This window comes from Nocardiopsis sp. iso_186, from assembly GCF_056173365.1.
On sequence record NZ_CM149670.1, the window covers coordinates 1,372,177 to 1,394,188 of the forward strand.

Genomic DNA, 22,012 nt, shown 5'->3' on the forward strand with positions numbered 1-22,012 from the left:
GTGCGCCACGACAGTCCGCGGGCGCGGACACTCCTGGCGATCCTGCTCGCGGTCTGTCTGGCCCTCCTCGTCCTGGACTCCCGTGCCGGGGACAATCCGGTGGGAGTCGGTGCGCGCGCAGCCGGTGCGATCGCCTTCGGTCCGCTGTCGAGCGCGGTGGCGACCGTCGCGGAGCCCCTGAGTAGCTTCTACACCACGCTGACGAGGGCTCCGGGCGCGGCCAGGCACATCGAGGACCTGGAGCGGCGCAATGCCGACCTCGCCGCCGAGGTGGAGGCCCTACAGGCCGACGGGGTCCGATCCGCGGAACTGGCCGACCTGTTCACCCTGTCCGGACTGGGGGGCTACGAGATCGTGCCCGCCCAGGCCGTGACCCGGGCCACCGGTCAGGGGTACTCCCAGACCATCACGCTGGACGTGGGGGAGCGCGACGGCGTGGCCGCCGACATGACGGTGATCAACGGAGAGGGCCTCGTGGGGCGGGTCATGGACGTCACCTCCCGTACGAGCACGGTCCTGCTCCTGACCGACAGTTCTGCCTCGGTGGGCGCTCGAATGGCCGGTTCCAAGGAGATCGGAGTGGTCAGCGGCTCCTCGCACGCCATTACCGAGGACGCACCGCTGAACTTCGAGCTCCTGGACGCCACCGCCACCGTCAAAACCGGCGATCGCGTTGTCACGCTGGGCTCCCACGACGGCGCACCCTTCGTTCCGGGGGTGCCCGTGGGCAAGGTCCGAAGCGTCGAGGATACGCCCGGTGCGCTCAGTCGTACCGCGCTGGTCACCCCGTTCGTTGACGTCAGCCGGCTCGACGTCGTCGGCGTGGTGGTGGCCGCACCCGAGACCGATCCGCGTGACTCCGTGCTCCCCGACGATCCCAGCAAAGGCGACAAATGAACAGAGGACTCCTGGCCGGGCTTCTGGTCGCGGCCGCAGTGATCGTGCAGATCACCGTCGTCAACCGGCTCCCGATGCCCTGGGGTGTCGCTCCCGACCTGGTGGTGCTGACCGTCGTCGCGGTCGCGTTGCGCACCTCCGCCGTCGCCGGCGCCCTCTCCGGTTTCGTCGCGGGCCTCGCCGTTGACGTCGCCCCGCCGGCCGATCACGAGCTCGGTCGCTACGCCCTGGTCCTCTGTCTCGCCGGCTACCTGGTCGGCCTGCTGCGCGAACCGCTGTCGAGTTCCTGGCGGTGGCCCTACGGAGTCGCCGCCGCGGCGATCACCGGAGTCTCGTTGGGATACGCCCTCGTGGGGGTGGTGCTGGGCGACCCGCGCATCAGCCTCGCCGCGGTCGCCTCGATCCTTCCCGTCTCCGTGATCATGACCATGATCGTCTCGCCGCTGGTGATCGCCCCGGTCTCGTGGGTGATGCGAAGCCTCGTCCCCGATGATCTCATCACGGTGGGAGACGTCTCCTGGGCGAGCGGGAGGAACCGGTTGTGAACCTGCCACCTGTCACCGGACCCGGCCGGGGGCACCGGCCCGGCCGGATCGGACTGTTCATCGCCCAGGCGCTCTCCCTGGCGCTGCTGTTGGTCCTCGCGGGGCGGCTCTGGTACCTCCAGGTCCCCAGGGGCGAGCACTACCAGAGCCTTGCCGCGGCCAACCGGACCCAGGACCTCGTCATTCCGGCCACCCGCGGTCAGATCCTGGACTCCAACGGGCGCCCGCTGGTGCGCAATCACACCGAGCTCATCGTCTCGGCCGACTTCCATGCCCTGGCCGAGGAGAAGGACGGCGGTGACGCCGTACTCGCCCGTCTCGCCGATGTCTTGGACACGCCTTTCGAGGAGTTGCGCCAGCGGATGCGGTTGTGCGGCCCTGAGGTCAGCCGCCCCTGCTGGCCGGGGTCGCCCTATCAGCCGATCACACTGGCCGAGGGTATCGAACCCCGGATGGCGTTGCAGATCATGGAGCGCAAGGAAGAGTTCCCCGGGATCTCCGCGCAACAGCACGCCGTGCGCGAGTACCCGCAGAAGGAGAGCGCCGCCCAGGTGCTCGGCTACCTCCAGCCGGTCACTCAGGAGGAGCTGGAGGCGCGCGAGACGCTGCGTACCCAGTTCAGCGGGGTCAACCAGGTCGGACGCGACGGCCTGGAGTTCGTCTACGACGATCAGTTGCGCGGTACCGCGGGAGTACGGAAGCTGGCCGTGGACAGCCGGGGCAACGTCACCGGGGTCGTCGAGGAGGTCGTACCGAAGCCGGGTATGCACCTGGTCACCGGTATCGACGCCACCGTGCAGCAGGCCGTCGAACAGGCACTGAGCAAGGGCATCGAGCGTTCCAAGGGCGCAGGGTACCCGGCGGACGCAGCGGCGGGGGTCGTCCTGGACGTGCGTACCGGCCGGTTGATCGCCATGGCGAGCGTTCCCACCTACGACCCCAGTGTGTGGGACGGCGGCATCGATCAGAGCACCTACGAGAAGCTGCTGTCGGAGAAGGCCGGCCAGCCGCTCATCTCCCGGGCGCTTCAGGGGCAGTTTCCGCCTGCCTCCGCTTTCAAGGTCTCCTCGCTGTCGGCGGCCGTGGAGAACGGCGCCAAGCTCACGGACAACTACGACTGCCCGGGGTCCATGAACGTGGGGAACCGGGAGTTCCGCAACTACGAGAGCGGTGCGTACGGTTCGCTCAGCCTGCACCGCGCCATCGTGGTCTCCTGCAACACCGTCTTCTACAAGTTCGCCTACGACCAGTGGCTCGCCGACGGCGGTACCAATCCGGTGGGCGACCCCAAGGACCCCATGGTCAACATGGCCCGGGGGTTCGGCTTCGGCCGCGCCACGGGAATCGACCTGCCCAACGAGGTCACCGGGCGTATCCCCGACCGGCAGTGGAAGAAGGACTACTGGAAGGCGACCAGGAACGATTCCTGCAAGCGGGCGAAGTCGGGCTACCCCGAGCAGGACGATCCGCAGCATGCCGCCTACCTCAAGGCGGTGGCCACGGAGAACTGCACCGAGGGCTACACATGGCGCGCCGGCGACGCGGCGAACTTCGCGATCGGCCAGGGCGACGTCCTGGCCACCCCGCTGCAGATGGCCGTCGCCTACGCGGCGATCGCCAACGGGGGCACCCTGTACGAGCCGCGGGTCGCGAAAGCGCTCATCTCGGCGGACGGCAAACAGGTCCAGGAAGTTCCTCCGGTGGAGGCGGGCGAACTGCCCGTCTCCGACACGACCCTCGCCTATCTGCGCAACGCGTTGGCCGATGTGCCCAAGGAGGGGACGGCCGCGGGTGCGTTCGGCGGGTTCCCCCAGGACAAGGTGGCCATCGCGGGAAAGACCGGGTCGGCGACCGTCGTCGGCCAACGGGAATCGGCCTGGTTCGCCTCCTACGCGCCTGCCGACGATCCGCGCTTCGCGGTCGTGGTGTTCATCTCCCAGGGCGGGACCGGGGGCAGCGCGGCGGCTCCGGTCGCACGTGAGATCTACGAGGCGATCTACGGGTTCGGCCCGGAGCCGGTGGACCCGGCCAAGACCGAGGTGGACATCAAGTCCGACGAGCAGGACGAACGCGACGGGGCGGAGCAGAAGCAGCCCAAGCCCGCGCTCCCCGGCGGCGAGCCGCCGTCCGGCCTGCCCACCGTCCGGCCGGACGGCACCGTCCAGGCGCCCTGACCCCGATCACGATGCTAGCGAGGCGGACCATGTCGCTCTACCCGAGTAAGCACGCTCGGCCCACGCTCGGCACACGCGCCGGGCGCCTGGTGGCCTACGGGATGCCGCGCCGTCTCGACTGGGTGCTGCTGTCCGCGGTGCTTGCCCTGGGAGTCATCGGCACGCTTCTGGTGTGGGCCTCGACCATGGTCAGCGGTCAGGCCGGCGGGCTCACCGACTTCGCCCAGCGCCACGTCGCGCACTTTGCCGTGGGTCTCCTGATCTGCCTGGTCGTGGCCTCGGTCAACTATCGTGCCCCGCATGCCTACGCTCCCGTGATCTTCGTGGTGGCCGCCATCGGCCTCGCCCTGGTGCTCACACCCCTGGGGCAGGTCATCAACGGGTCCCGCTCCTGGATCGTCATCGGCGGTTTTCAGGCCCAGCCCGGCGAGATCGCCAAGATCGCGTTGATCCTGGGCACGGCCATGCTGTTGGGGGAGCCCCGCGACGGCGAGCACGCTCCCACCGGCCGCGACGTCGTGTTCAGCCTGGTGGCCCTGGCGGTGCCGATGGGCTTGATCCTCGCCCAGCCCGACCTGGGAACAGCCATGGTGCTCGGCGCGATCTACCTGGGCATCCTCATGCTGTCGGGAGCACCGCTGCGCTGGGTCCTGGTGATGCTGCTCTCCGGACTGTTGGCGATCTTCGCCGTCTGGTGGTTCGGGCTGCTCAAGGATTACCAGTTGGCCCGCTTCGCCACCTTCATCGACCCCACCGCCGACCCGCAAGGAGCCGGCTACAACGCCAACCAGGCCATCATCGCCATCGGTTCTGGCGGATTCAACGGCACGGGCCTGTTCAACGGGGACCAGACCAGCGGAAAGTTCGTCCCCGAGCAGCACACGGACTTCATCTTCACCGTTGCGGGGGAGGAGTTGGGATTTGTCGGCGGACTGACGATCATCCTGCTGCTGGGCGTGGTGGTCTGGCGGGTCCTGCGAATCGCCGCGGGCTGCGAGCAGCCCTATGCCCGCCTCGTCTGCGTGGGGGTGGCCGCATGGGTGGCCTTCCAATGCTTCACCAACATCGGGATGAACCTCGGGATCATGCCGATCACCGGTCTGCCCCTGCCGTTCGTCTCCTACGGGGGAACCGCTGCGATCGCCGGCCTCGCCGCGATCGGTCTGGTCCTCGCCATCCATGCCCGGGACCGCGGATTCGAGTGAGGACAGGGCATCGACCGGGCGGTGCAGCAGGTGAGGGCTCCGGGCCGAGTCCAGAGCCGCGGCGAAGGACCACGGGCAGGGGAGCCGGTCGGGGGAGGAGTCCGCGTGGACGGGAGGGAACACCGCCGAGGAAAATACGCGAGGACTCTGCGTACGAAGAGATGTACGGCCCGGCGCCCCGCTCGCGCCGGGCCGTACACGTACTTAGACGACCCGGTGCCGCGGACGGTTGTCAGGAAATCAGGATTTTTTGAAGAAAAATTCTGAATCCTCGGTCGTTCCTCGACCAGTCGCCGTGCCGATAGGGGGCCGAGGCGACCAAACCGGAATGACCTTATCGGTCCGTTCGCTTTTCAACTCGTTCGCGACAGGGAAGAGCAGGAATGTGCAGACCGACCGGCACGCAATATGCGGGCCTGTTCTGTCAGGTTGGGTCAGTGGTGCGAGAGTCCCGGTGCGCACCGTACGCTGAAGTGGACAGAAACCTCCCGCGCCGGGCACGGAAGTCAACACGTGACCCCGGCTGCGAGAGCGCTGGAGGAAAGGAGCCGAACTGCCCCCCGCACCAGAGGGCGTCACTTCGCTCTCCAACGGATACCAGGGCTTCCGGCAGCGCGTGCAGTACGACAGGCGCCACCGGAGGTGGCTCGCGAGCGATCGCGACGCCGTCCGTATGTGCGGTCCCCAGGTTCCCACTGCCTTCTCGACGGGGTTCTCGCCTCACCCCACGATTCCCCTTGCGGGCGCCGTTCCCACCGGGGCGGCACGTGAGGCGAAGAACATCGAACCCGAGTCGACCAAGCCGCGCGACCCCGAACAGGTGCGTGTTCACCTTGACGCGTCCATGCCCGAGGGCGTGGACGTCATCGAGGCGGTCCAGGCTGTGGCGGACGGTCATCCTGACCGTCCGGAAGCATCGGAGAGGCAGTCCCGACTGCCTGGCGTTCCCGTCAAGGGTGCCGTGACCGCGACGACCGCGTCCACGGCAGTCGAGCGGGTCGAGACGCAGCGGCCCGCAGGTAAGGGCCACAGTCGCCTCGAAGCGCGATCACCCTTTCGATACCCTTGTGGTGACGGGCGCGCCACAGAAGAGCGACAAGACACATATGCGATACTTCGCTTGATCGTCGGGCACACGACACCTGCCCTACGAACAGACGACGTGGTGACCGGCCTTTGTCAGGTTGCCGGCCTCGCGCCGCCGTCATCGCTGGTGATGACCAGGCTGGCGCAGGGGCCGCTCGACGAAGTCACCGGTGCGACAGCCGCCCCGTCCGCCGCGGATCACGCGGCCTCGGAACCAGCCACCACCGTCGTCAGCGCACACGTTGGGGCCGCCTTCGCGCGGGCCCGAGCGGGGAACGTGCGCGCGCCACAAGGACTTTGAGCCGATGCCGCTAGTAGCGACACCGGTACAGACATTAGTGACGACAGTTCTCGTGAGCCGCGGCCCAGGCGTACAGCGCCGGGACCGCGCCTGAGGACTCTGACGGGAGACCGCCCGGATGCTCGAAAACGAGCCCAGCAGCGGTGCCAATGGCACTGCGGGCACAACTGAACTGAACGAGGCCGAGAAGGCGCCACGCGAATCGGCGAGCGTCGGCGCGTCCGAGGGGGCGGTGACCAAGCCGGTGCGCCGACGGCGTACCGCCAGCCGCCCGGCCGGCCCGCCGCCGGAACCAGAGCCTGCACCCGAGCGCGCGCCTGTCGTCGCCGCTCCCGTGGAGTCGGTTCCCGCTGAGGCCGGGGCAGGCGCGCCCGAGCCGGCTGCCGATTCCGGTCAGGCCGCGGAGGAACCCCCTGCCGCCGCGCCCAAGAAGCGTGTCCGCAAGGCCGCCGCACCCAAGACCACCACCAAGAGCACCAGGACCCGCACTCGGAAGAAGGCCGCGGAACCCGACCCCGCGGCCGAGACCACCGAGCCGGTCGAGCCCCAGCAGGCCGTGGAACCCCAGCCTGCGCCGGAACCGGCCCAGGCCGAGGAACGCCCCGGCCAGTCGTCGGCCGCAACCGTCACGTTCCAGCCGCCGATGGTGCTGTTCCAGCCGCCGGTCGCGTTCACCCCCCCCGTTGAGAAGGCGGTCGTGCGCACCGAGGCCGCTGTCGCGCCTGCCGTGTCCGAGCCAGAGGAGTCCGAGGACCCCGAGGCCGATGACACCGACGACGAGGACCGTCCCTCGCGGCGCCGGCGCCGGCGCGGTGGTCGCGGCCGCGGAAAGTCGCGTCCGGGGGAGGAGAACACCGACGACGACACCGAGCCGGCCGAAACGCGCACGGACGCGTTGACCCCTCAGCCCGAGCAGGAACAGGGCGACGACACGGACGAGAGCGCCTCGGCCGAGGACTCCGACCGCGACGACGAGTCCGCCTCCTCGGGCAGCCGCCGTCGCCGCCGCCGCAGGCGTCGTTCCGGTGGTGACGCCGAGGGGGAGGCACCCGACGAGTCCGACGACCCGCCCAACACCGTCGTGCGTGTGCGTTCGCCGCGTCCGGCCCGCGCCGAGCGCCCCATCGAGGACGAGGTTCAGGCGGTCCGCGGCTCCACCCGACTGGAGGCCAAGCGCCAGCGTCGGCGCGAAGGGCGCGAGCAGGGACGCCGTCGCCCGCCGATCATCACCGAGTCCGAGTTCCTCGCCCGCCGAGAGGCGGTCAAGCGTGACCTGGTCGTGCGCCGCACCGGCGAGCGCACCCAGATCGCAGTGCTCGAGGACGACGTCCTGGTCGAGCACTATGTCGACCGCGCCGACCACAAGTCCTACGTCGGCAACGTCTACCTGGGCCGGGTGCAGAACGTCCTGCCCTCGATGGAAGCGGCCTTCGTCAACATCGGCAAGGGGCGCAACGCAGTCCTCTACGCCGGCGAGGTGAACTGGGACGCCTCCGGTCTGGAGGGGCAGCCGCGCCGCATCGAGGCCGCGCTCAAGTCGGGCCAGTCGGTCCTCGTCCAGGTCACCAAGGACCCGCTCGGCCACAAGGGAGCCCGGCTCACGAGCCAGATCAGCCTTCCCGGCCGCTACCTGGTCTACGTGCCCGACGGCTCCATGACCGGCATCAGCCGCAAGCTCCCCGACAAGGAGCGCGCCCGGCTCAAGCAGATCCTGAAGAAGGTCATGCCCGCCGGAGCCGGCGTGATCGTGCGCACCGCGGCAGAGGGCGCCAGCGAGGAGGAGCTGGAGCGCGACATCTCCCGCCTCGCCAAGCAGTGGGAGTCGATCAAGCGCAAGTCCAAGTCGGCGACGGCCCCGGCCCTGCTCAACAGCGAGCCCGACCTCACCGTCCGCGTGGTCCGCGACGTCTTCAACGAGGACTTCTCCAGCCTCGCCGTCTCCGGTGACGATGCCTGGGAGACCGTGCACGATTACGTGGACCACGTCGCTCCGCATCTGGCGGAGCGACTGTCGCACTGGACCGGCGAGCGCGACGTCTTCGAGGCGTACCGGATCGACGAGCAGATCGCCAAGGCCCTGGACCGCAAGGTCTGGCTGCCCAGCGGCGGTTCATTGGTGATCGACCGCACCGAGGCCATGACGGTGGTCAACGTCAACACCGGCAAGTTCACCGGTCAGGGCGGCAACCTCGAAGAGACCGTCACCAAGAACAACCTTGAGGCCGCCGAAGAGATCGTGCGGCAGCTGCGGTTGCGCGACATCGGCGGCATCATCGTCATCGACTTCATCGACATGGTGCTGGAGAGCAACCGCGACCTGGTGCTGCGGCGCATGCTGGAGTGCCTGTCCCGGGACCGGACCAAGCACCAGGTGGCCGAAGTCACGTCCCTCGGCCTGGTCCAGATGACCCGGAAGAGGGTCGGTCAAGGGCTGCTGGAGGCGTTCTCGCACTCCTGCGACCACTGCAACGGCCGCGGGTTGATTCTGCACACCGAGCCCATCGAGACCAAGCCCGCCAACGGTAACGGCGCCGGCAACGGAAACGGTGGTGGCAGCAGCAACGGCAACGGTGGCCGCAAGAAGAAGAACAAGGGCGGCGCCGACAAGCCCGACCCCGCCAAACAGGACAAGCCCGAAAAGGCGGAGAAGCAGGACAAGCCGGATAAGTCGGAGAAGGCGGAGAAGGCAAAGGCCCCTGACCCGGTCGTCGAACCGGCCCCGGCCGCCGAGTCCGAGCCCGCCCAGGCTCAGCCCGAGCCCAAGGTGACCCGTCGTGCGCCGCGGCGGGCCAAGCGTGCCGCAGGGCCGCCGCCCGAGCCCGACGAGGCGGTCCAGGAGGCGCAGTCGGTCCCGGAGCCTCAGGCCGAGCCGGCCGAGGCCGACGCGAGCGCAACCGATGGGACTCCGAGCGACGGTGACGCCGAGCGTCCGCGCCGTCGTCGCTCCCGTCGCAAGGCCACCGCTGCACCAGAGGCCGCGAGCGTCGAGGCAGGATAGATCCGCGACCGACCGGGTCCTCCGGGCCCGGTCGGTCGCGTTGTGCAACGTGCTCACCCTCAACGGGCGGATGGTAATCTAAGGTCCGGTGCGTCGGCGCGCCCCACATGTTCGCGCGCCCGAGACCTACTTTCGATTCCCTCACCGCCCTCGTGACCGAGGGGGAGCGGGTTGATGACTGCGGTCGATTTTGAGCGCATTTTTTCTGAAGCGAGCAGGAAGTGAGTTTCCCGGTGTACGCGATCGTGCGAGCGGGCGGCCGACAGGAGAAGGTTTCCGTCGATGACGTCTTGAACATCGACTTGGTAGCCGACGAGGTCGGCGCCACCCTCAAGTGGGAGCCGCTGCTTGTCGTCAACGACGGCAATGTCATCAGCGAGGCCGCCGAGCTGGGTGGTTACCTGGTCACCGCCGAGGTGATCGGCGAGGCCAAGGGCCCCAAGATCAACATCCTGAAGTACAAGAACAAGACCGGTTACAAGAAGCGCCTGGGTCACCGCCAGAAGTACACCCGGGTCCGCGTCACCGGTATCGCCGCGAAGTAGCAGGAGGAGCTCGAAATGGCACACAAGAAGGGCGCATCGTCCAGCCGTAACGGGCGCGACTCCAACGCCCAGCGACTCGGCGTCAAGCGCTTCGGCGGCCAGGCCGTCAACGCCGGCGAGATTCTCGTCCGCCAGCGCGGTACCCACTTCCACCCGGGCGACAACGTCGGCCGTGGTGGCGACGACACCCTGTTCGCCCTGGTCGCGGGCAAGGTCGAGTTCGGTAACCGTCGCGGCCGCAAGGCCGTCAGCATCGTCCCCGTCCCGGCCGCCGCCGAATAAGGCCCGGCAGGACAGACGACGCAAGTACCAACGCGCGAGGCGGGCCAGTGTCCTTACTGGCCCGCCTCGCGTGCGTTCTGCAAGCAGTATCGAGCAGTACCCAGGGGAGAGACACATGCCCGATTTCGTCAACGAAGCGGTCTTGCAGATCAAGGCCGGGGACGGCGGGCACGGCTGTGCCTCCATCCACAGAGAGAAGTTCAAGCCGCTCGGCGGCCCGGACGGCGGCAACGGCGGTCGTGGCGGTGACGTGATCCTCCAGGTCAACCGCAACACCGCGACGCTCCTGGACTACCAGCGCCGCCCGCACCGCAAGGCCCGCAACGGTACGCCCGGGCAGGGCGGCCACCGTTCCGGCGCCCAGGGGGAGGACCTGATTCTCACCGTCCCCGACGGCACCGTGGTGACCGGTTCGGACGGCGAGGTCATCGCCGACCTCGTGGGCGAGGGCACCCAGTTGGTGATCGCGACCGGCGGCCACGGCGGCCTCGGCAACGCCGCGTTGGCGTCCACCAAGCGCAAGGCGCCCGGTTTCGCACTGAAGGGCGAGGCCGGCGACGAGCTGGAGATCCGCCTGGAGATCAAGACCATCGCCGACGTCGGTCTGGTGGGTTTCCCCAGCGCTGGAAAGTCGTCGCTGATCGCGGCGCTGTCTGCTGCCCGCCCCAAGATCGCCGACTACCCCTTCACCACGTTGATCCCCAACCTCGGCGTGGTCGAGGCGGGTGAGACCCAGTACGTGGTCGCGGACGTGCCCGGTCTGATCCCCGGCGCAAGCGAGGGCAAGGGCCTGGGGCTGGCGTTCCTGCGCCACATCGAGCGCTGCTCCACCCTTCTGCACGTGCTCGACTGCGCGACCTTCGAGCCGGGCCGCGACCCGGTGAGCGACCTCGAGGTCCTGGAGGCGGAACTCGCCGCTTACGCCGCGCAGACCGAGGTCAACCTCTCCGACCGTCCGCGCATCGTCGCCCTGAACAAGGTGGATGTTCCCGACGGACGCGAGCTCGCCGACATGGTCACTCCCATGCTCCAGGAGCGCGGCTACCAGGTGATCCATGTCTCGGCTGCCTCTCGTGAGGGCTTGCGCGAGCTGTCCTTCGCGCTTGCCGCCCAGGTGGCCACGGCGCGAGAAGCCAAGCCTGTGGAGGAGCCCACCCGACTGGTGCTGCGACCCCGTGAGATCGGCGAGGTCGGGTTCCAGGTCGTCAAAGCCGGGGAGAACACCTTCCGTGTCATCGGTGACAAACCGACCCGCTGGGTGCGCCAGACCGACTTCACCAACGAGGAAGCCGTGGGCTACCTCGCCGACCGCCTCAACCGCCTCGGCATCGAGGCAGCGCTGGCCAAGGCCGGTGCGACCGAGGGGGCCGAGGTGCAGATCGGTGACACCGACGACGCCGTGGTCTTCGACTGGGACCCGACCATCGACGCCGACGAGATCGTTCCCGGTCCGCGCGGTACCGACGCCCGATTGGCCTGACCCCGCGACGACGATCCCCCGAAAGGACACGTGACATGAGCGCCGAGGACCTTGGCCAGGCGTGTTCGGCCATGACCCGGGCCCGACGGGTCGTGGTCAAGGTGGGGTCGTCGTCGTTGACCACGGCTGAGGGCACCATCGACCACGACCGTGTTGCGCAGTTGGCCGATGTGCTGGCACAGCGCCGTTCGGCCGGGGTCGAGATCGTCCTGGTGTCCTCGGGCGCGGTCGCGGCCGGGATGACTCCCCTGGGGCTGACGCGCCGCCCCAGAGACCTCGCCACCCAGCAGGCCGCGGCCAGTGTGGGCCAGGGGCTGCTCCTGGCCCGCTATGCCGCCGAGTTCGCCCGGCACGGCCTCACTGCCGCCCAGGTCCTGCTGACGGTGGAGGACATGATGCGGCGCGTGCAGTACCGCAACGCTCAACGCACCCTGATCCGGTTGCTGGAAATCGGTGCCGTCCCCATCGTCAACGAGAACGACACCGTGGCCACCCACGAGATTCGGTTCGGAGACAACGACCGCCTCGCCGCACTCGTGGCGCATCTGCTGCGCGCAGACGCCCTCGTGCTGCTCTCGGACGTGGACGCCCTTTACGACGGGAACCCCGGTCTGCCCGGTACGAAACGCATCGCCCGGGTTGACGGCCCCGCTGACCTTGAGGGGGTGGACGTAGGCAGCGCGGGCAAGCGCGGTGTGGGGACCGGCGGGATGGTGACCAAGGTTGACTCCGCCCGTATCGCCACCGCTGCCGGGGTCTGCACCGTTCTCACGTCAGCTGCCAACGCGCACGCGGCGCTGACCGGTAGTCCGGTCGGCACGTTCTTCGCTCCGGCTCGGCACCGGCGCCCCTCCACCCGCCAACTCTGGCTGGCGCACGCCACCGCCGGGCGCGGCAGCGTCGTCCTGGACCCGGGGGCGGTGCGCGCCGTGGTGGGGCGCAACGCCTCGTTGCTTCCGGCCGGAGTGGTGCGGGTGGAGGGCGACTTCGTGGCCGGCGACCCGGTGGACCTGCTCGACGAGACCGGCAGCGCGGTGGCGCGCGGCCTGGTCAACTACGATGCCGCCGAAATCCCCGAACTCATGGGCCGCTCCACCCGCTGGCTCGCCCGTGAGCTCGGATCGGAGTACAAACGCGAGATCGTGCACCGCGACGACCTGGTAGTGCTCTAGCGAACGGTCCGGCGAGGCCGCGAAGAATTCCGGCGCGGATCGGTGCGCGGCGACTCACCCGGGCTTAGGCTCATGGCGCCCGACCCACTTCGCTGAGGAGTCGTTCGCCGTGTCTGCCGAAGGAAGCACCAAAGCCGTCATCACTGCGCTCGGCGCGAACCTGGGGATTGCCGCGACGAAGTTCGTCGCCTGGGCGTTGACCGGATCCTCGTCGATGCTCGCGGAGTCCATCCACTCCGTCGCGGACTCCGGGAACCAGGTCCTGCTGCTGGTGGGCGGCAAGCGCGCGAAGCGGGAGGCCACACCGGAGCACCCGTTCGGGTTCGGCCGTGAGCGCTATGTCTACGCCTTCGTCGTCTCCATCGTCTTGTTCAGCCTCGGCGGTCTCTTCGCGTTGTACGAGGCGTGGCACAAACTCAGCGACCCCCACCCGATCGACAGTTGGCGGTGGGTGCCGATCGTGGTGCTCCTGGCGGCCATGGCGATGGAGGCCACGGCGCTGCGCACCGCGGTCAAGGAGTCCAACCGGGTGCGGGGTAAGGCCAATTGGGTGCAGTTCGTGCGCCGGTCCAAGTCCCCCGAACTGCCGGTGATCCTCCTGGAGGACACCGGGGCGCTGCTGGGATTGGTCTTCGCGCTGATCGGCGTGGGCCTCACCCTGATCACCGGCAACGGCGTCTGGGACGGTCTGGGGACTGCGGCGATCGGTCTGCTGCTGGTGACCATCGCCGTCGTTTTGGCGATGGAGATGAAGAGTCTGCTGATCGGGGAGTCGGCGACGGCCGAGCACGTACGGCTGATCCGTGCGGCCATCGAGGCCGGGGACGACGGCGAGACCGTCATCCACATGCGGACCCTGCACCTGGGGCCGGAAGAAATTCTTGTTGCGGCAAAAATCGCGATCGACCCGACCGAAAATACTGTTGACCTGGTGCGGGCGATCAACCGTGTCGAGGGACGAATCCGGGCTGCGGTACCGATTGTGCAACTTATCTATCTGGAGCCCGATATTCTACGCATTGCCCCACCCCCTACGGGATAATTCCGCCGGGGTTCCCTCAACGTTGGAGTTTCATGTACCCCGCTGTCTCCAGCATCCCCGTGTCGTCCCCGCGCTCCGCGGCCGGTCTCCTCGGCGCCGCAGCGCTGGGCGCCGTCCTCGTTCTCTCCGGGTGCTCCTCCGCCGAGGACATCGCGCCCGTCAGCGCCACGGACGACACCGCCTCCACCGGTGCCCAGGCCGCCGCCGTTGAGCTTCCTCCGGCCGGTGCCCAGTTCGACTACCAGCTCGGCGGTGCGTACACCCCGCCGGAAGGCACCGAGATCGTTGTCCGCGACAGCACGGCTCAGCCGGCCGCCGGCCTGTACTCGGTCTGCTACGTCAATGGCTTCCAGACCCAGCCGGGCGACCGCGACCTCTGGCTGGGGGAGCGGGCCGACCTCATCCTGCGCGAGGGCGGCCAGCCGGTCATCGACCCCAGCTGGCCCAGCGAGTTCATCCTGGACACCTCTACGGCCGACAAGCGCGAACGCATCGCCGCGATCATGCAGGACTCCATCACGGCCTGCGCGGACAAGGGCTTCGACGCGGTGGAGATCGACAACCTCGACACCTTCTACCGGTTCGACGAACTGCTGACCATGGACCACAACATCGCCATGTCCACGTTCTACGCCGACATGGCCCACAGTGCCGGCATGGCCATCGCGCAGAAGAACACCGTGGAGCTGGAGGAGCGCGGCCGCGACGAGGTCGGCTTCGACTTCGCAATCGCGGAGACGTGCGCGCAGTGGAACGAATGCGGAGACTACGTCAACGTCTACGGAGAGCACGTGCTGGCCGTCGAGTACACCGACGCCCAGGACCGGGTCCCCTTCGCGCAGGTCTGCGCCGCCTCGGACAGCCCTGAGAGCCTGATTCTGCGCGACCGGAACCTGGTTCCCGCCGGCCGCTCGGGCTACCACTACGAGACCTGCTGAGTGAGCTGATCGAGAAGGGCCGCCCGTCCGAACAGAGGCGGGCGGCCCCAGCACCCGGGAACGCCGAACGGGCGGGAAGCGATCGTTGACCGCCCCGTCGCCCCGCCGCGGTTGGGACCGTCGCGCAGTACCTCCCCCGAATGCTCATGCCCTCATCGAGGGGCGGCGATGACGGCGTTGAGCGCACCGGCGCATGCGCTCGGGTCCGCCCGAGCGAGCTCGCCGTCTCCGGGAAAGGCCGTTCGGTTGACGTCCAGGCCGATCACCTTCGGATATCCGGTTGCGGAGGTCCGGACGTGCCCGCTGAACTCCACCGAGGCGAGCGGGGGGTCGGCGTCGAAGAGGTCGCGGACGCACAACAGGGCCACCTGGCTGACGACGCTGCGGTAGAGGGTGTCGATCTCCTGTTCCTCGCGGGCAACAGGGTGGTCCTCGTCCTTCGTCGGGTAGTAGCGGTGGTAGAAGACGTCCGGGACCACCGTGCGCGGCGGGATCGTGAAGCGAACCGTTGCCCTTGCCGTACCGGGGGTGAACACGACCTCGGCCTCCCTGGGGAAATCGCCGGGAAGCGGGATGTTCTCCAGCACCTTTTTCAGATAGAACTCGACGCTCGCCTTTTCCCGTAGCTCGTATCCGGCGATGTGGCGTTTGACGGCCGCGCTGTGTTCGCGGCTCCTGGCCTCCGCGTCCTCGCGGGCCCGCGCATGGTGCCGGTTCGCCGCCGCGACCTTTCGCAGGCGTGCGGACTCCTGTTCGCTTGCTTCGCGGGCGGCTTTCTCGTAAGCCGTTTTCGCCTCGGCGAGGCGTTGGGCCTGACGTCCTCCTCCGCCGAAGATGCGGGACAGTGCGCCGGGCGCATCGGGGGCGAAGTCCTCCCATTGCGGAGTGGGGACGGGTGTGGTGAGGTCGTCGTCCAAAGCGGGTGGAGCGGACTCCTGTTGTTGCGGCGGCGTACTGAGGTTGACCCGTGCGGAACGCTCCACCCCCGAGCTCAGGATCTTCTCAAGGCCCTCGACGGCCATGCGGATCTTGTGGTTCTTCAGCTCGACCTCGGCCTGGCGGTATTCGAGGTAGCGGCGGCGCTTCTCCTTTTTGTCAACGGCTTTTTTGCGGTCGGTTTCCTTGCGCTGCTTCTGCCGGGCCTGCGCGGCAGCCTGCCGCTGGCGTGCCTGTGCTGCTGCCTGCTGTTGTCGCTGCCAGTCGGAGTTTCCGCCTCTGCCTTTCGCCATAGCCGCTCCCAAGTGCGCTCCGTTTTATTCTCTTTTCCGTAACGAGAGCGTATTACATTGCGTGGGGCCGGTTGGTGGAGGATTTCTGTCGCGCTTTTTCGGTCACAAGAAAAGGACGAATTATCTCCCTGCTTGATCGGTGGATTGGGGATTCGGATGCGGAAGCGGACAGAGTCCGTTCAATGGTGTGCGGAAGGGGTCGGGACATCGCGGTGGGAGGCGGACCACTCGCGGTCCGCGACCGTGGCCGTCGGAGAAGACGGACCGATACGGTGGTTTGATTCGCGCGCGGCGAGGTGGCGGACGCACCTGCCCTCGTCCCGCGTGCGGAAGCCGGGGCGCGGCAGGTCGTCAGCGACTCGAGACACGCGCACCTCCGGCAAAGGGCAGTACGGGCACGCCGTGGAAGATCTCGACGTGGTCGTCGGCGGTAGTTGGCCTGTTGACAGGACCGGCTCAGTTCTTCAGCCTGTCGGCAACGGAGTCGAACCATGAGTTCGCATGTGGGCACCTGCCCCTGATCTGGTCAAGGCCGGTCAGGGAGATCGAATCTGGACCGTCAGAGGTTTTTTTGTAGCGGGGGTAGAGTTTCGCCAGGCGTTTCGAGGGAGCTGTCGCCGCTCCGTCGTTGACGAGTTCGGGGCTGTCCACATTCTCCAGCAGGTTTTTGACCGATCCGGATAATTGTGGATTATCGGTGACGATTTCCAGTGCCTCGTGGCAGGCCAGTACCCAGGTCTCGATCTCGTGCAGAACGAGGTGCGGGATGAAACGGGGGTCGCCTACGGCTTCGGCCATTGCCCGTTCCACATGGGAGACCCGTTCGTAGGGCGTCCCGTCGGGCCGATCTTCCATGCCGGGAACATCGCCGGGAAGGCCGTAGTAGTCGAAGAGAGTCGTCAGCACAGTGGTCGAGGAATCCCTTAGCAGCAGGCGAATCTCGTGCTGGACCTTGCTCCATTTGGACATGCCTCCCCGGAAGGTGCTTCCGCTCGCAGGCCGTTTGGTGTTGAGGATGGAGAACGCCGTATGGCACTGGCCGGGGGAATCGAAATACGGTGCGATCGTCTCACGGACGATCGTCTCCTCGGTCTGGCCCTCGCACAGGATGTGGAGTTTGCGCACGGGTCACCCGCCCTCGGGGATCGGGCGTCCGCCGAGGAGGTTCTTCTGCCACAGTTCGCCGAGTGAGTACTCGTCCAACCAGTCCTGGAGGCGCTCCGGGTTCGGGCGGCCGAAGGTCGAGGCCCCGTCCTGGCGTTCCACCACGATGAGGTCGTCCAACGCGAACTGGTCCATCAAGGTCACCGACTGGGTGGCGACGACCACCTGGCTGTCCTGGCTGGCCGCACGCAGCATGTCGGCGAGTTGGACGATGGCGTAGGGGTGCAGGCCGAGTTCCGGCTCGTCCAGGACGACGAGTCCGGGAAGGTCCGGCAGGTTGAGCAGTGTGGCGAGACAAACGAAACGCAGTGTGCCGTCGGACAGGGCGTTCGCGGGGAAGACGGTGTCGGACCCTTCCTGTTTCCAGCGCAGTTGCAGTCGCTCGTGCTGTTCGACGAGCACGAAGTCCCGGAAAAAAGGAGCCACCTTCTGCACGTCGCGCACGATCCGCTGGTAGACGGGGGAGGAGGAGTTCCGGAGCCGGAGAAGGACGGCTGCGAGGTTGCGGGCGTCGGGGTGGAGCGTGAGGTTGTCCGCCGCGTAACCGCTCTGTTTCACAGGTGCGTTGGCGCTCGTGTTATGGAAGTGGAAAACACGGCAGCCGTGCAGCACCCGTGTCACATGACCGGCGATCGCGCGTTGCTGTTTGACCTCTTCGGTGAGTCGTGTCTCCCGGTGGCCCGCCCCCAAGGAGAGAACGAACGGTTGCTCGTACCCTTCGCCCTGAAACAGGACGGTTTCTCGTCCGAAGATGAGTTCGTCGCCGACGGAGGGGACGAGATCGGCTTCGTAGCCGTTCGGTGCGAAATCCAAGCGGAGGCTGATCCGCGTCAACCCCTTCGCGCCGTTGTGGAGGAGAACTCCCGCACCGCCCGCTGTCCCGACGAACAGGTTCAATTCACCGTCCACGATCCTGCCGAGCATGGCCAGGGCCGAGACGAAATTGCTCTTGCCCGCGCCGTTGGCGCCCACGAGGACGTTGAGGTCCCGGAGTTCCACGGTTGACGAGCGAAGCGAGGTGAACCCCTCGATCGTGATTGCTTCGAGTCTGCGGCGCGTCATAGGGCAACTCTAAGTGGGTACATCGTCAAATTCCTTGCCCTGTCCGCCTCGGTCGGGGAGCGGCTTCCACGCGGTTGGGCGGCCCTGCCGGGAGCCAGGACCGGTGGGGCCGCCCGAGCGTGTGGCGGAGTCAGGACACGGAGCAGGACACCGTCCGGGATTGGAGGATGACCGCGCCCTCCGGCAGGGGGGAGGTGTCACCGGGCAGGATCGTGCGGATCCACAGGTCGGTGTCGCGGGAGTAGAGGTCGTGCCGGTCCAGCGTCTCCCAGAGGTCGTAGGGCATGGGGACGCAGCAGCACGCGCACTGTCTGAGGCCCAGTGTCGGGGTGAGCGGCGAGACCATCCCGGCGAGGGAGACGCCGGCGTCGTCGGGCTCGCCGCCCTTGATGAGCTGGACGATCGTGGTCAACACGTCGGTGGATTTGATGGAGGGCACGGAGGCGACTCCTTGTCGTGAGGAGAGGGCACCACGGTGGGTGCTCGACTGGCTCCAATATTAACTTAAGCATGTCAAGATTCAAGAAATTTTCTTTGATATGTCAAAGTTATTTTGTTGGATGTCGCGGACTACGATCGAGGCACCCATCAAGGAGGAACATCGTGACTACCGGCCAGGCCCCAGGAGTGCGACGGCGCCGACTGTCGGCGGCTCTGAGGCGACTTCGGCTGGACCTCAAGCTCTCCTCGCCGGATGTGGCCGACCAGCTCGGCTGGTCCACCGGCAAGGTCACGCGGATCGAACGCAACGAGTGGAAACGGCCTGGGGCAAAGGACGTCACAGCGTTACTGGATCTCTATGGCGTCCTCGGTGAGGAGCGCGCGCATCTGCTCAGTCTGACCGAAGAGGCCCGTGGGCGCAGCGATTGGCATCAGTACCAGGATCTTTTCCCTGGTTCATTGCCGGAACTCGAAGCGGAGGCGGTCCGGATTCGCACCTACGAGTCGGTACTGGTGCCCGGTTTGCTTCAGACACCGGGTTACGCCTGTGCTGTCTCCAAAGCGAGCCAGATTGTGCCCGCTGACAAGATCGCGCGCAAGGTCGAGTCCCGGATGCTGCGCCGTAGCGTGCTGGACGCGCCCAGTGGTCCGCACCTGACGGCGGTCATCGACGAGGCGGCTCTGCGCAAGGTGGTGGGATCGCACGCGGTGATGGCCGAGCAGCTGCGCTTCCTGACCGGGATGGCCGCGCACTACAAGGTGACGGTGTTGGTGGTGCCGGACGAGGCGGGTGCGCACACCGCCATGGACGGCGCGTTCACCCTGTTCGACTTCCCGCGTCCTGAGCCCGGAATTGTCTCCATTCCCACTGGGCTGGAGGCACTCTACGTAGAAGACTCCGTCTATTTCGACCGGCATACGCTGATCTTCGACGGCGTACAGAACCTGGCGTTGGAGCCGGAGCGGTCCCTGGCGCTCATCGACTCCATCGCCGCCGAACACGAGAGGCGTGCCCGCCCATGATGCTTGAGTTCCGTAAATCTTCTTATTCCACGGGGCAGGAGAACTGTGTGGAGGTCGCTCCGATCACCCCGGTCTTTCGCAAATCGTCCTACTCGTCAGGGGGCGAAAACTGCGTCGAGGTCGCCGACCTCCCCGCCGGGGCGGCGGTCCGTGACTCCAAACACCCCGGGCTGGGGCACCTGGCCTTCGGCGCGGCAGAATGGACCGCGTTCACCCGGGGCCTGCACCTCGGTGCGTTCGACGGCTGAGCACCGTCGCCGCCGACCACAAAAGTCCTTCCCGGTCGGCGGCGACCCCGATAACGTCGGGACCACCACCCGGACAGCGGAAAGCGGAGACACACCATGACTGACATCGAGCGGGACGTCCGCGAGGTCGCCGAGCGCGCCCGGGATGCCGCTGCCGACCTCGCCCCGCTCAGCCGGGCCGCCAAGGACGCCGCACTCCTCGCCGTCGCCGACGCGCTCGTGGCACGCGCCGAGGAGATCGTCGCGGCCAACGCCGAGGACGTCGCCAAGGCCCGCGAGAACGGCACCGGCGAGGCCATGATCGACCGGCTGACCCTGACCGCCGAGCGCATCGGCGCCATCGCCGGCGCCGTGCGCGAGGTCGTGGAGCTGCCCGACCCGGTCGGGGAGGTCGTGCGCGGCCAGACGCTGCCCAACGGTCTGGAGATGCGCCAGGTGCGGGTCCCGCTCGGGGTCATCGGCATCATCTACGAGGGCCGGCCCAACGTCACGGTGGACGCCGCCGCACTGTGCCTGAAGAGCGGAAACGCCGCCCTGCTGCGCGGTTCCTCCTCGGCCTACTCCTCCAACACGGTCATCATCGACGTCATCCGGGGCGCGCTGGCCGGCACCGAGGTCCCCGTGGACGCCGTCCAGCTGGTCCCCGGCCTCAGCCGCGACTCGGTCAAGCACCTCATGCGGGCGCGCGGCCTGGTGGACGTGCTGATCCCGCGCGGCGGGGCCGCGCTGATCCAGACGGTCGTCAACGAGTCCACCGTGCCCGTCATCGAGACCGGCAGCGGCAACTGCCACGTCTACATCGACGAGGCCGCCGACGTCGAGCGCGCGCTGGCCATCACGCTGAACAGCAAGACGCACCGGGTCTCGGTGTGCAACTCCGCCGAAACGCTTCTCGTGCACGCGGGGATCGCCGAGGCCTTCCTGCCCAAGGCCCTGGCCGCGCTGCGCGACGCCGGAGTGACCGTGCACGGTGACGACCGGGTGCGCTCCTACGACGACTCCGTCGTGGCGGCAACCGAGGACGACTGGGGCACCGAGTACCTGTCCCACGACATCGCCGCCCGGGTCGTGGACTCCCTGGACGAGGCCGTGGTGCACATCCGCACCTACTCCTCCGCGCACACCGAGGCCATCGTCACCGACTCCCAGACCGCGGCGCGCCGCTTCGTGGCCCGGGTGGACTCCGCCGCGGTCATGGTCAACGCCTCCACCCGCTTCACCGACGGCGGCGAGTTCGGTTTCGGCGCCGAGATCGGCATCTCCACCCAGAAGCTGCACGCCCGTGGCCCGATGGGCCTGCCGGAGATGACCTCCACCAAGTACGTGGTGACCGGCGAGGGCCACGTCCGTTAGTGCCGTCCCCGGTTCGGTCCTCCCCCGGGAGAACCGAACCGGGGACCGGGTCAGCGCAGGAACCTGATGACGGTGGTCCACTCGCCCACCGCCAGCAGCACGGCCCCGCCGAGCAGCACCAGGGCGCAGACCGCGTAGAGCCACCGGGGGTGCACGGTCCTGGTGATCACCGCGAACAGCACTCCGCAGCCGATCGGCACGCACAGCAGCAGCGACCAGATGGCGAGTGCGGCGGGCAGCAGGGGGCCGCTGGGCAGCGGGCCGCCCGTCACCAGCACTGTCCGGGCCATCCACAGCAGCGGCGGCGCGAGCAGTGCGGCGGGCAGCGCGATCAGGACGGCGAGAAAGGCCCGCAGTCGCCAGCCTCCGGTCGGCGCAAAACGCGCACGGGGCGCGGACGGGCGCGCGGGGTCATCGGTGGGGGCGTCGCTCGCCCGGTCGCTCATGGCTGGAAAGTACTGCTTGCGCATCAATTGGACAAGATGCCGGAACGCTTTATCCCCAAGGGTTCTCGGTCGCGGTGACCGATCGGGGCCGGGGGTGCCGGGCGTCCCCGAGGAGCGCCGGCCCGCCGCAGCAGGCACCGGGTACGGGGTGCTCGCGGGTGGGCGCCCGGGGGAGCCCACAGGCCCGGGGCGGTCGGCCCGCAGTGGTACAGGTCAGGGGGGTTGCGCGGCCGTCGAGCGGCTTCACCACCGACCGCCGGGGCGTTGACGGTCGGGAAAGCCGCGCCCCGTGTTGCCTGGCAGGACGAACGGACCGCGCCCCGCCAGGCGGCCCGCCCCTGAGCGGCTCCGTCGCCGTCGGTCGTGCCCGACCCCCGCGCC

20 protein-coding genes are annotated in these 22,012 nt (G+C 68.1%); 15 read left to right on the plus strand and 5 right to left on the minus strand.

Annotation, left to right across the window (positions count from 1 at the left end):
- From mreC to AC0VYP_RS06260, 12 genes are all read left to right on the plus strand, one after another.
- Positions 1-897 (plus strand): rod shape-determining protein MreC, encoded by an 897-nt coding sequence (gene mreC / locus AC0VYP_RS06205; RefSeq protein ID WP_285759282.1) that lies wholly within the window; start codon positions 1-3, stop codon positions 895-897.
- Entirely contained in the window at positions 894-1,442 is a 549-nt protein-coding gene (gene mreD, locus AC0VYP_RS06210; protein WP_285759283.1) for a rod shape-determining protein MreD, read from the plus strand. Before mreC ends, mreD begins: the two co-directional genes overlap by 4 nt.
- Positions 1,439-3,616, plus strand: coding sequence for a penicillin-binding protein 2 (gene mrdA / locus AC0VYP_RS06215; protein ID WP_475472963.1), 2,178 nt, complete (start codon positions 1,439-1,441; stop codon positions 3,614-3,616). Before mreD ends, mrdA begins: the two co-directional genes overlap by 4 nt.
- A gap of 29 nt (positions 3,617-3,645) precedes the next feature.
- Positions 3,646-4,821: a rod shape-determining protein RodA gene (gene rodA / locus AC0VYP_RS06220; RefSeq protein WP_475472965.1), complete on the plus strand. Its 1,176-nt coding sequence runs from the start codon at positions 3,646-3,648 to the stop codon at positions 4,819-4,821.
- 616 nt (positions 4,822-5,437) lie between these two features.
- Entirely contained in the window at positions 5,438-6,208 is a 771-nt protein-coding gene (locus AC0VYP_RS06225; protein WP_475472967.1) for a DUF2344 domain-containing protein, read from the plus strand.
- 118 nt (positions 6,209-6,326) lie between these two features.
- Complete coding sequence (locus AC0VYP_RS06230) at positions 6,327-9,206, plus strand: Rne/Rng family ribonuclease (RefSeq protein WP_475472969.1); 2,880 nt, start codon at positions 6,327-6,329, stop codon at positions 9,204-9,206.
- A gap of 233 nt (positions 9,207-9,439) precedes the next feature.
- Positions 9,440-9,751 carry a 50S ribosomal protein L21 gene (gene rplU / locus AC0VYP_RS06235; protein ID WP_285759564.1) on the plus strand — a complete coding sequence of 104 codons (312 nt, stop codon included), beginning with the start codon at positions 9,440-9,442 and terminating at the stop codon, positions 9,749-9,751.
- A 15-nt stretch (positions 9,752-9,766) separates the two neighbouring features.
- Complete coding sequence (gene rpmA, locus AC0VYP_RS06240) at positions 9,767-10,033, plus strand: 50S ribosomal protein L27 (protein ID WP_285759288.1); 267 nt, start codon at positions 9,767-9,769, stop codon at positions 10,031-10,033.
- 115 nt (positions 10,034-10,148) lie between these two features.
- Positions 10,149-11,513 (plus strand): GTPase ObgE, encoded by a 1,365-nt coding sequence (gene obgE / locus AC0VYP_RS06245; RefSeq protein ID WP_475472970.1) that lies wholly within the window; start codon positions 10,149-10,151, stop codon positions 11,511-11,513.
- 35 nt (positions 11,514-11,548) lie between these two features.
- A complete protein-coding gene (gene proB, locus AC0VYP_RS06250; RefSeq protein ID WP_285759291.1) occupies positions 11,549-12,685 on the plus strand; it encodes a glutamate 5-kinase in 1,137 nt (378 codons plus the stop codon).
- A 109-nt stretch (positions 12,686-12,794) separates the two neighbouring features.
- Positions 12,795-13,727, plus strand: a complete 933-nt coding sequence (locus tag AC0VYP_RS06255) for a cation diffusion facilitator family transporter (protein WP_285759292.1) — start codon at positions 12,795-12,797, stop codon at positions 13,725-13,727.
- Positions 13,728-13,759: 32 nt separating this feature from the next.
- Complete coding sequence (locus AC0VYP_RS06260; RefSeq protein ID WP_475472971.1) at positions 13,760-14,665, plus strand: endo alpha-1,4 polygalactosaminidase; 906 nt, start codon at positions 13,760-13,762, stop codon at positions 14,663-14,665.
- A gap of 152 nt (positions 14,666-14,817) precedes the next feature.
- On the opposite strand, the gene AC0VYP_RS06265 is transcribed toward AC0VYP_RS06260, so the two are convergent.
- The 4 genes from AC0VYP_RS06265 to AC0VYP_RS06280 all read right to left on the minus strand — a co-directional run bounded on the left by AC0VYP_RS06265 (position 14,818) and on the right by AC0VYP_RS06280 (position 18,559).
- On the minus strand, positions 14,818-15,894 hold the full coding sequence (locus tag AC0VYP_RS06265; protein WP_475472972.1) for a hypothetical protein: 1,077 nt from the start codon (positions 15,892-15,894) through the stop codon (positions 14,818-14,820).
- Between the two features lie 456 nt (positions 15,895-16,350).
- Positions 16,351-17,019 (minus strand): DUF4276 family protein, encoded by a 669-nt coding sequence (locus AC0VYP_RS06270; protein ID WP_285759297.1) that lies wholly within the window; start codon positions 17,017-17,019, stop codon positions 16,351-16,353.
- A gap of 3 nt (positions 17,020-17,022) precedes the next feature.
- Positions 17,023-18,120, minus strand: coding sequence for an AAA family ATPase (locus AC0VYP_RS06275; protein ID WP_475472973.1), 1,098 nt, complete (start codon positions 18,118-18,120; stop codon positions 17,023-17,025).
- A 130-nt stretch (positions 18,121-18,250) separates the two neighbouring features.
- Positions 18,251-18,559, minus strand: coding sequence for a hypothetical protein (locus tag AC0VYP_RS06280; protein WP_475472974.1), 309 nt, complete (start codon positions 18,557-18,559; stop codon positions 18,251-18,253).
- 164 nt (positions 18,560-18,723) lie between these two features.
- On the opposite strand from AC0VYP_RS06280, the gene AC0VYP_RS06285 reads away from it, so the two are divergent.
- From AC0VYP_RS06285 to AC0VYP_RS06295, 3 genes are all read left to right on the plus strand, one after another.
- Complete coding sequence (locus AC0VYP_RS06285; protein ID WP_285759301.1) at positions 18,724-19,584, plus strand: helix-turn-helix domain-containing protein; 861 nt, start codon at positions 18,724-18,726, stop codon at positions 19,582-19,584.
- Complete coding sequence (locus tag AC0VYP_RS06290) at positions 19,581-19,832, plus strand: DUF397 domain-containing protein (RefSeq protein ID WP_475472976.1); 252 nt, start codon at positions 19,581-19,583, stop codon at positions 19,830-19,832. Before AC0VYP_RS06285 ends, AC0VYP_RS06290 begins: the two co-directional genes overlap by 4 nt.
- A gap of 96 nt (positions 19,833-19,928) precedes the next feature.
- Complete coding sequence (locus AC0VYP_RS06295) at positions 19,929-21,185, plus strand: glutamate-5-semialdehyde dehydrogenase (RefSeq protein WP_475472978.1); 1,257 nt, start codon at positions 19,929-19,931, stop codon at positions 21,183-21,185.
- Between the two features lie 50 nt (positions 21,186-21,235).
- Here AC0VYP_RS06295 and AC0VYP_RS06300 read toward each other — a convergent pair whose 3' ends face one another.
- On the minus strand, positions 21,236-21,631 hold the full coding sequence (locus tag AC0VYP_RS06300) for a hypothetical protein (RefSeq protein WP_285759305.1): 396 nt from the start codon (positions 21,629-21,631) through the stop codon (positions 21,236-21,238).
- Between the last annotated feature and the right edge of the window lie 381 nt (positions 21,632-22,012).

Excerpts from the sequence above, each read along its gene's own strand:
- proB (WP_285759291.1), top strand. The coding sequence starts at position 11,549 with ATGAGCGCCGAGGACCTTGGCCAGGCGTGTTCGGCCATGACCCGGGCC.
- AC0VYP_RS06265 (WP_475472972.1), bottom strand. The coding sequence starts at position 15,894 with ATGGCGAAAGGCAGAGGCGGAAACTCCGACTGGCAGCGACAACAGCAG.
- AC0VYP_RS06230 (WP_475472969.1), top strand. The coding sequence starts at position 6,327 with ATGCTCGAAAACGAGCCCAGCAGCGGTGCCAATGGCACTGCGGGCACA.
- AC0VYP_RS06295 (WP_475472978.1), top strand. The coding sequence starts at position 19,929 with ATGACTGACATCGAGCGGGACGTCCGCGAGGTCGCCGAGCGCGCCCGG.
- AC0VYP_RS06260 (WP_475472971.1), top strand. The coding sequence starts at position 13,760 with ATGTACCCCGCTGTCTCCAGCATCCCCGTGTCGTCCCCGCGCTCCGCG.
- rpmA (WP_285759288.1), top strand. The coding sequence starts at position 9,767 with ATGGCACACAAGAAGGGCGCATCGTCCAGCCGTAACGGGCGCGACTCC.
- obgE (WP_475472970.1), top strand. The coding sequence starts at position 10,149 with ATGCCCGATTTCGTCAACGAAGCGGTCTTGCAGATCAAGGCCGGGGAC.
- AC0VYP_RS06290 (WP_475472976.1), top strand. The coding sequence starts at position 19,581 with ATGATGCTTGAGTTCCGTAAATCTTCTTATTCCACGGGGCAGGAGAAC.
- AC0VYP_RS06300 (WP_285759305.1), bottom strand. The coding sequence starts at position 21,631 with ATGAGCGACCGGGCGAGCGACGCCCCCACCGATGACCCCGCGCGCCCG.
- mreD (WP_285759283.1), top strand. The coding sequence starts at position 894 with ATGAACAGAGGACTCCTGGCCGGGCTTCTGGTCGCGGCCGCAGTGATC.
- rodA (WP_475472965.1), top strand. The coding sequence starts at position 3,646 with ATGTCGCTCTACCCGAGTAAGCACGCTCGGCCCACGCTCGGCACACGC.
- AC0VYP_RS06275 (WP_475472973.1), bottom strand. The coding sequence starts at position 18,120 with ATGACGCGCCGCAGACTCGAAGCAATCACGATCGAGGGGTTCACCTCG.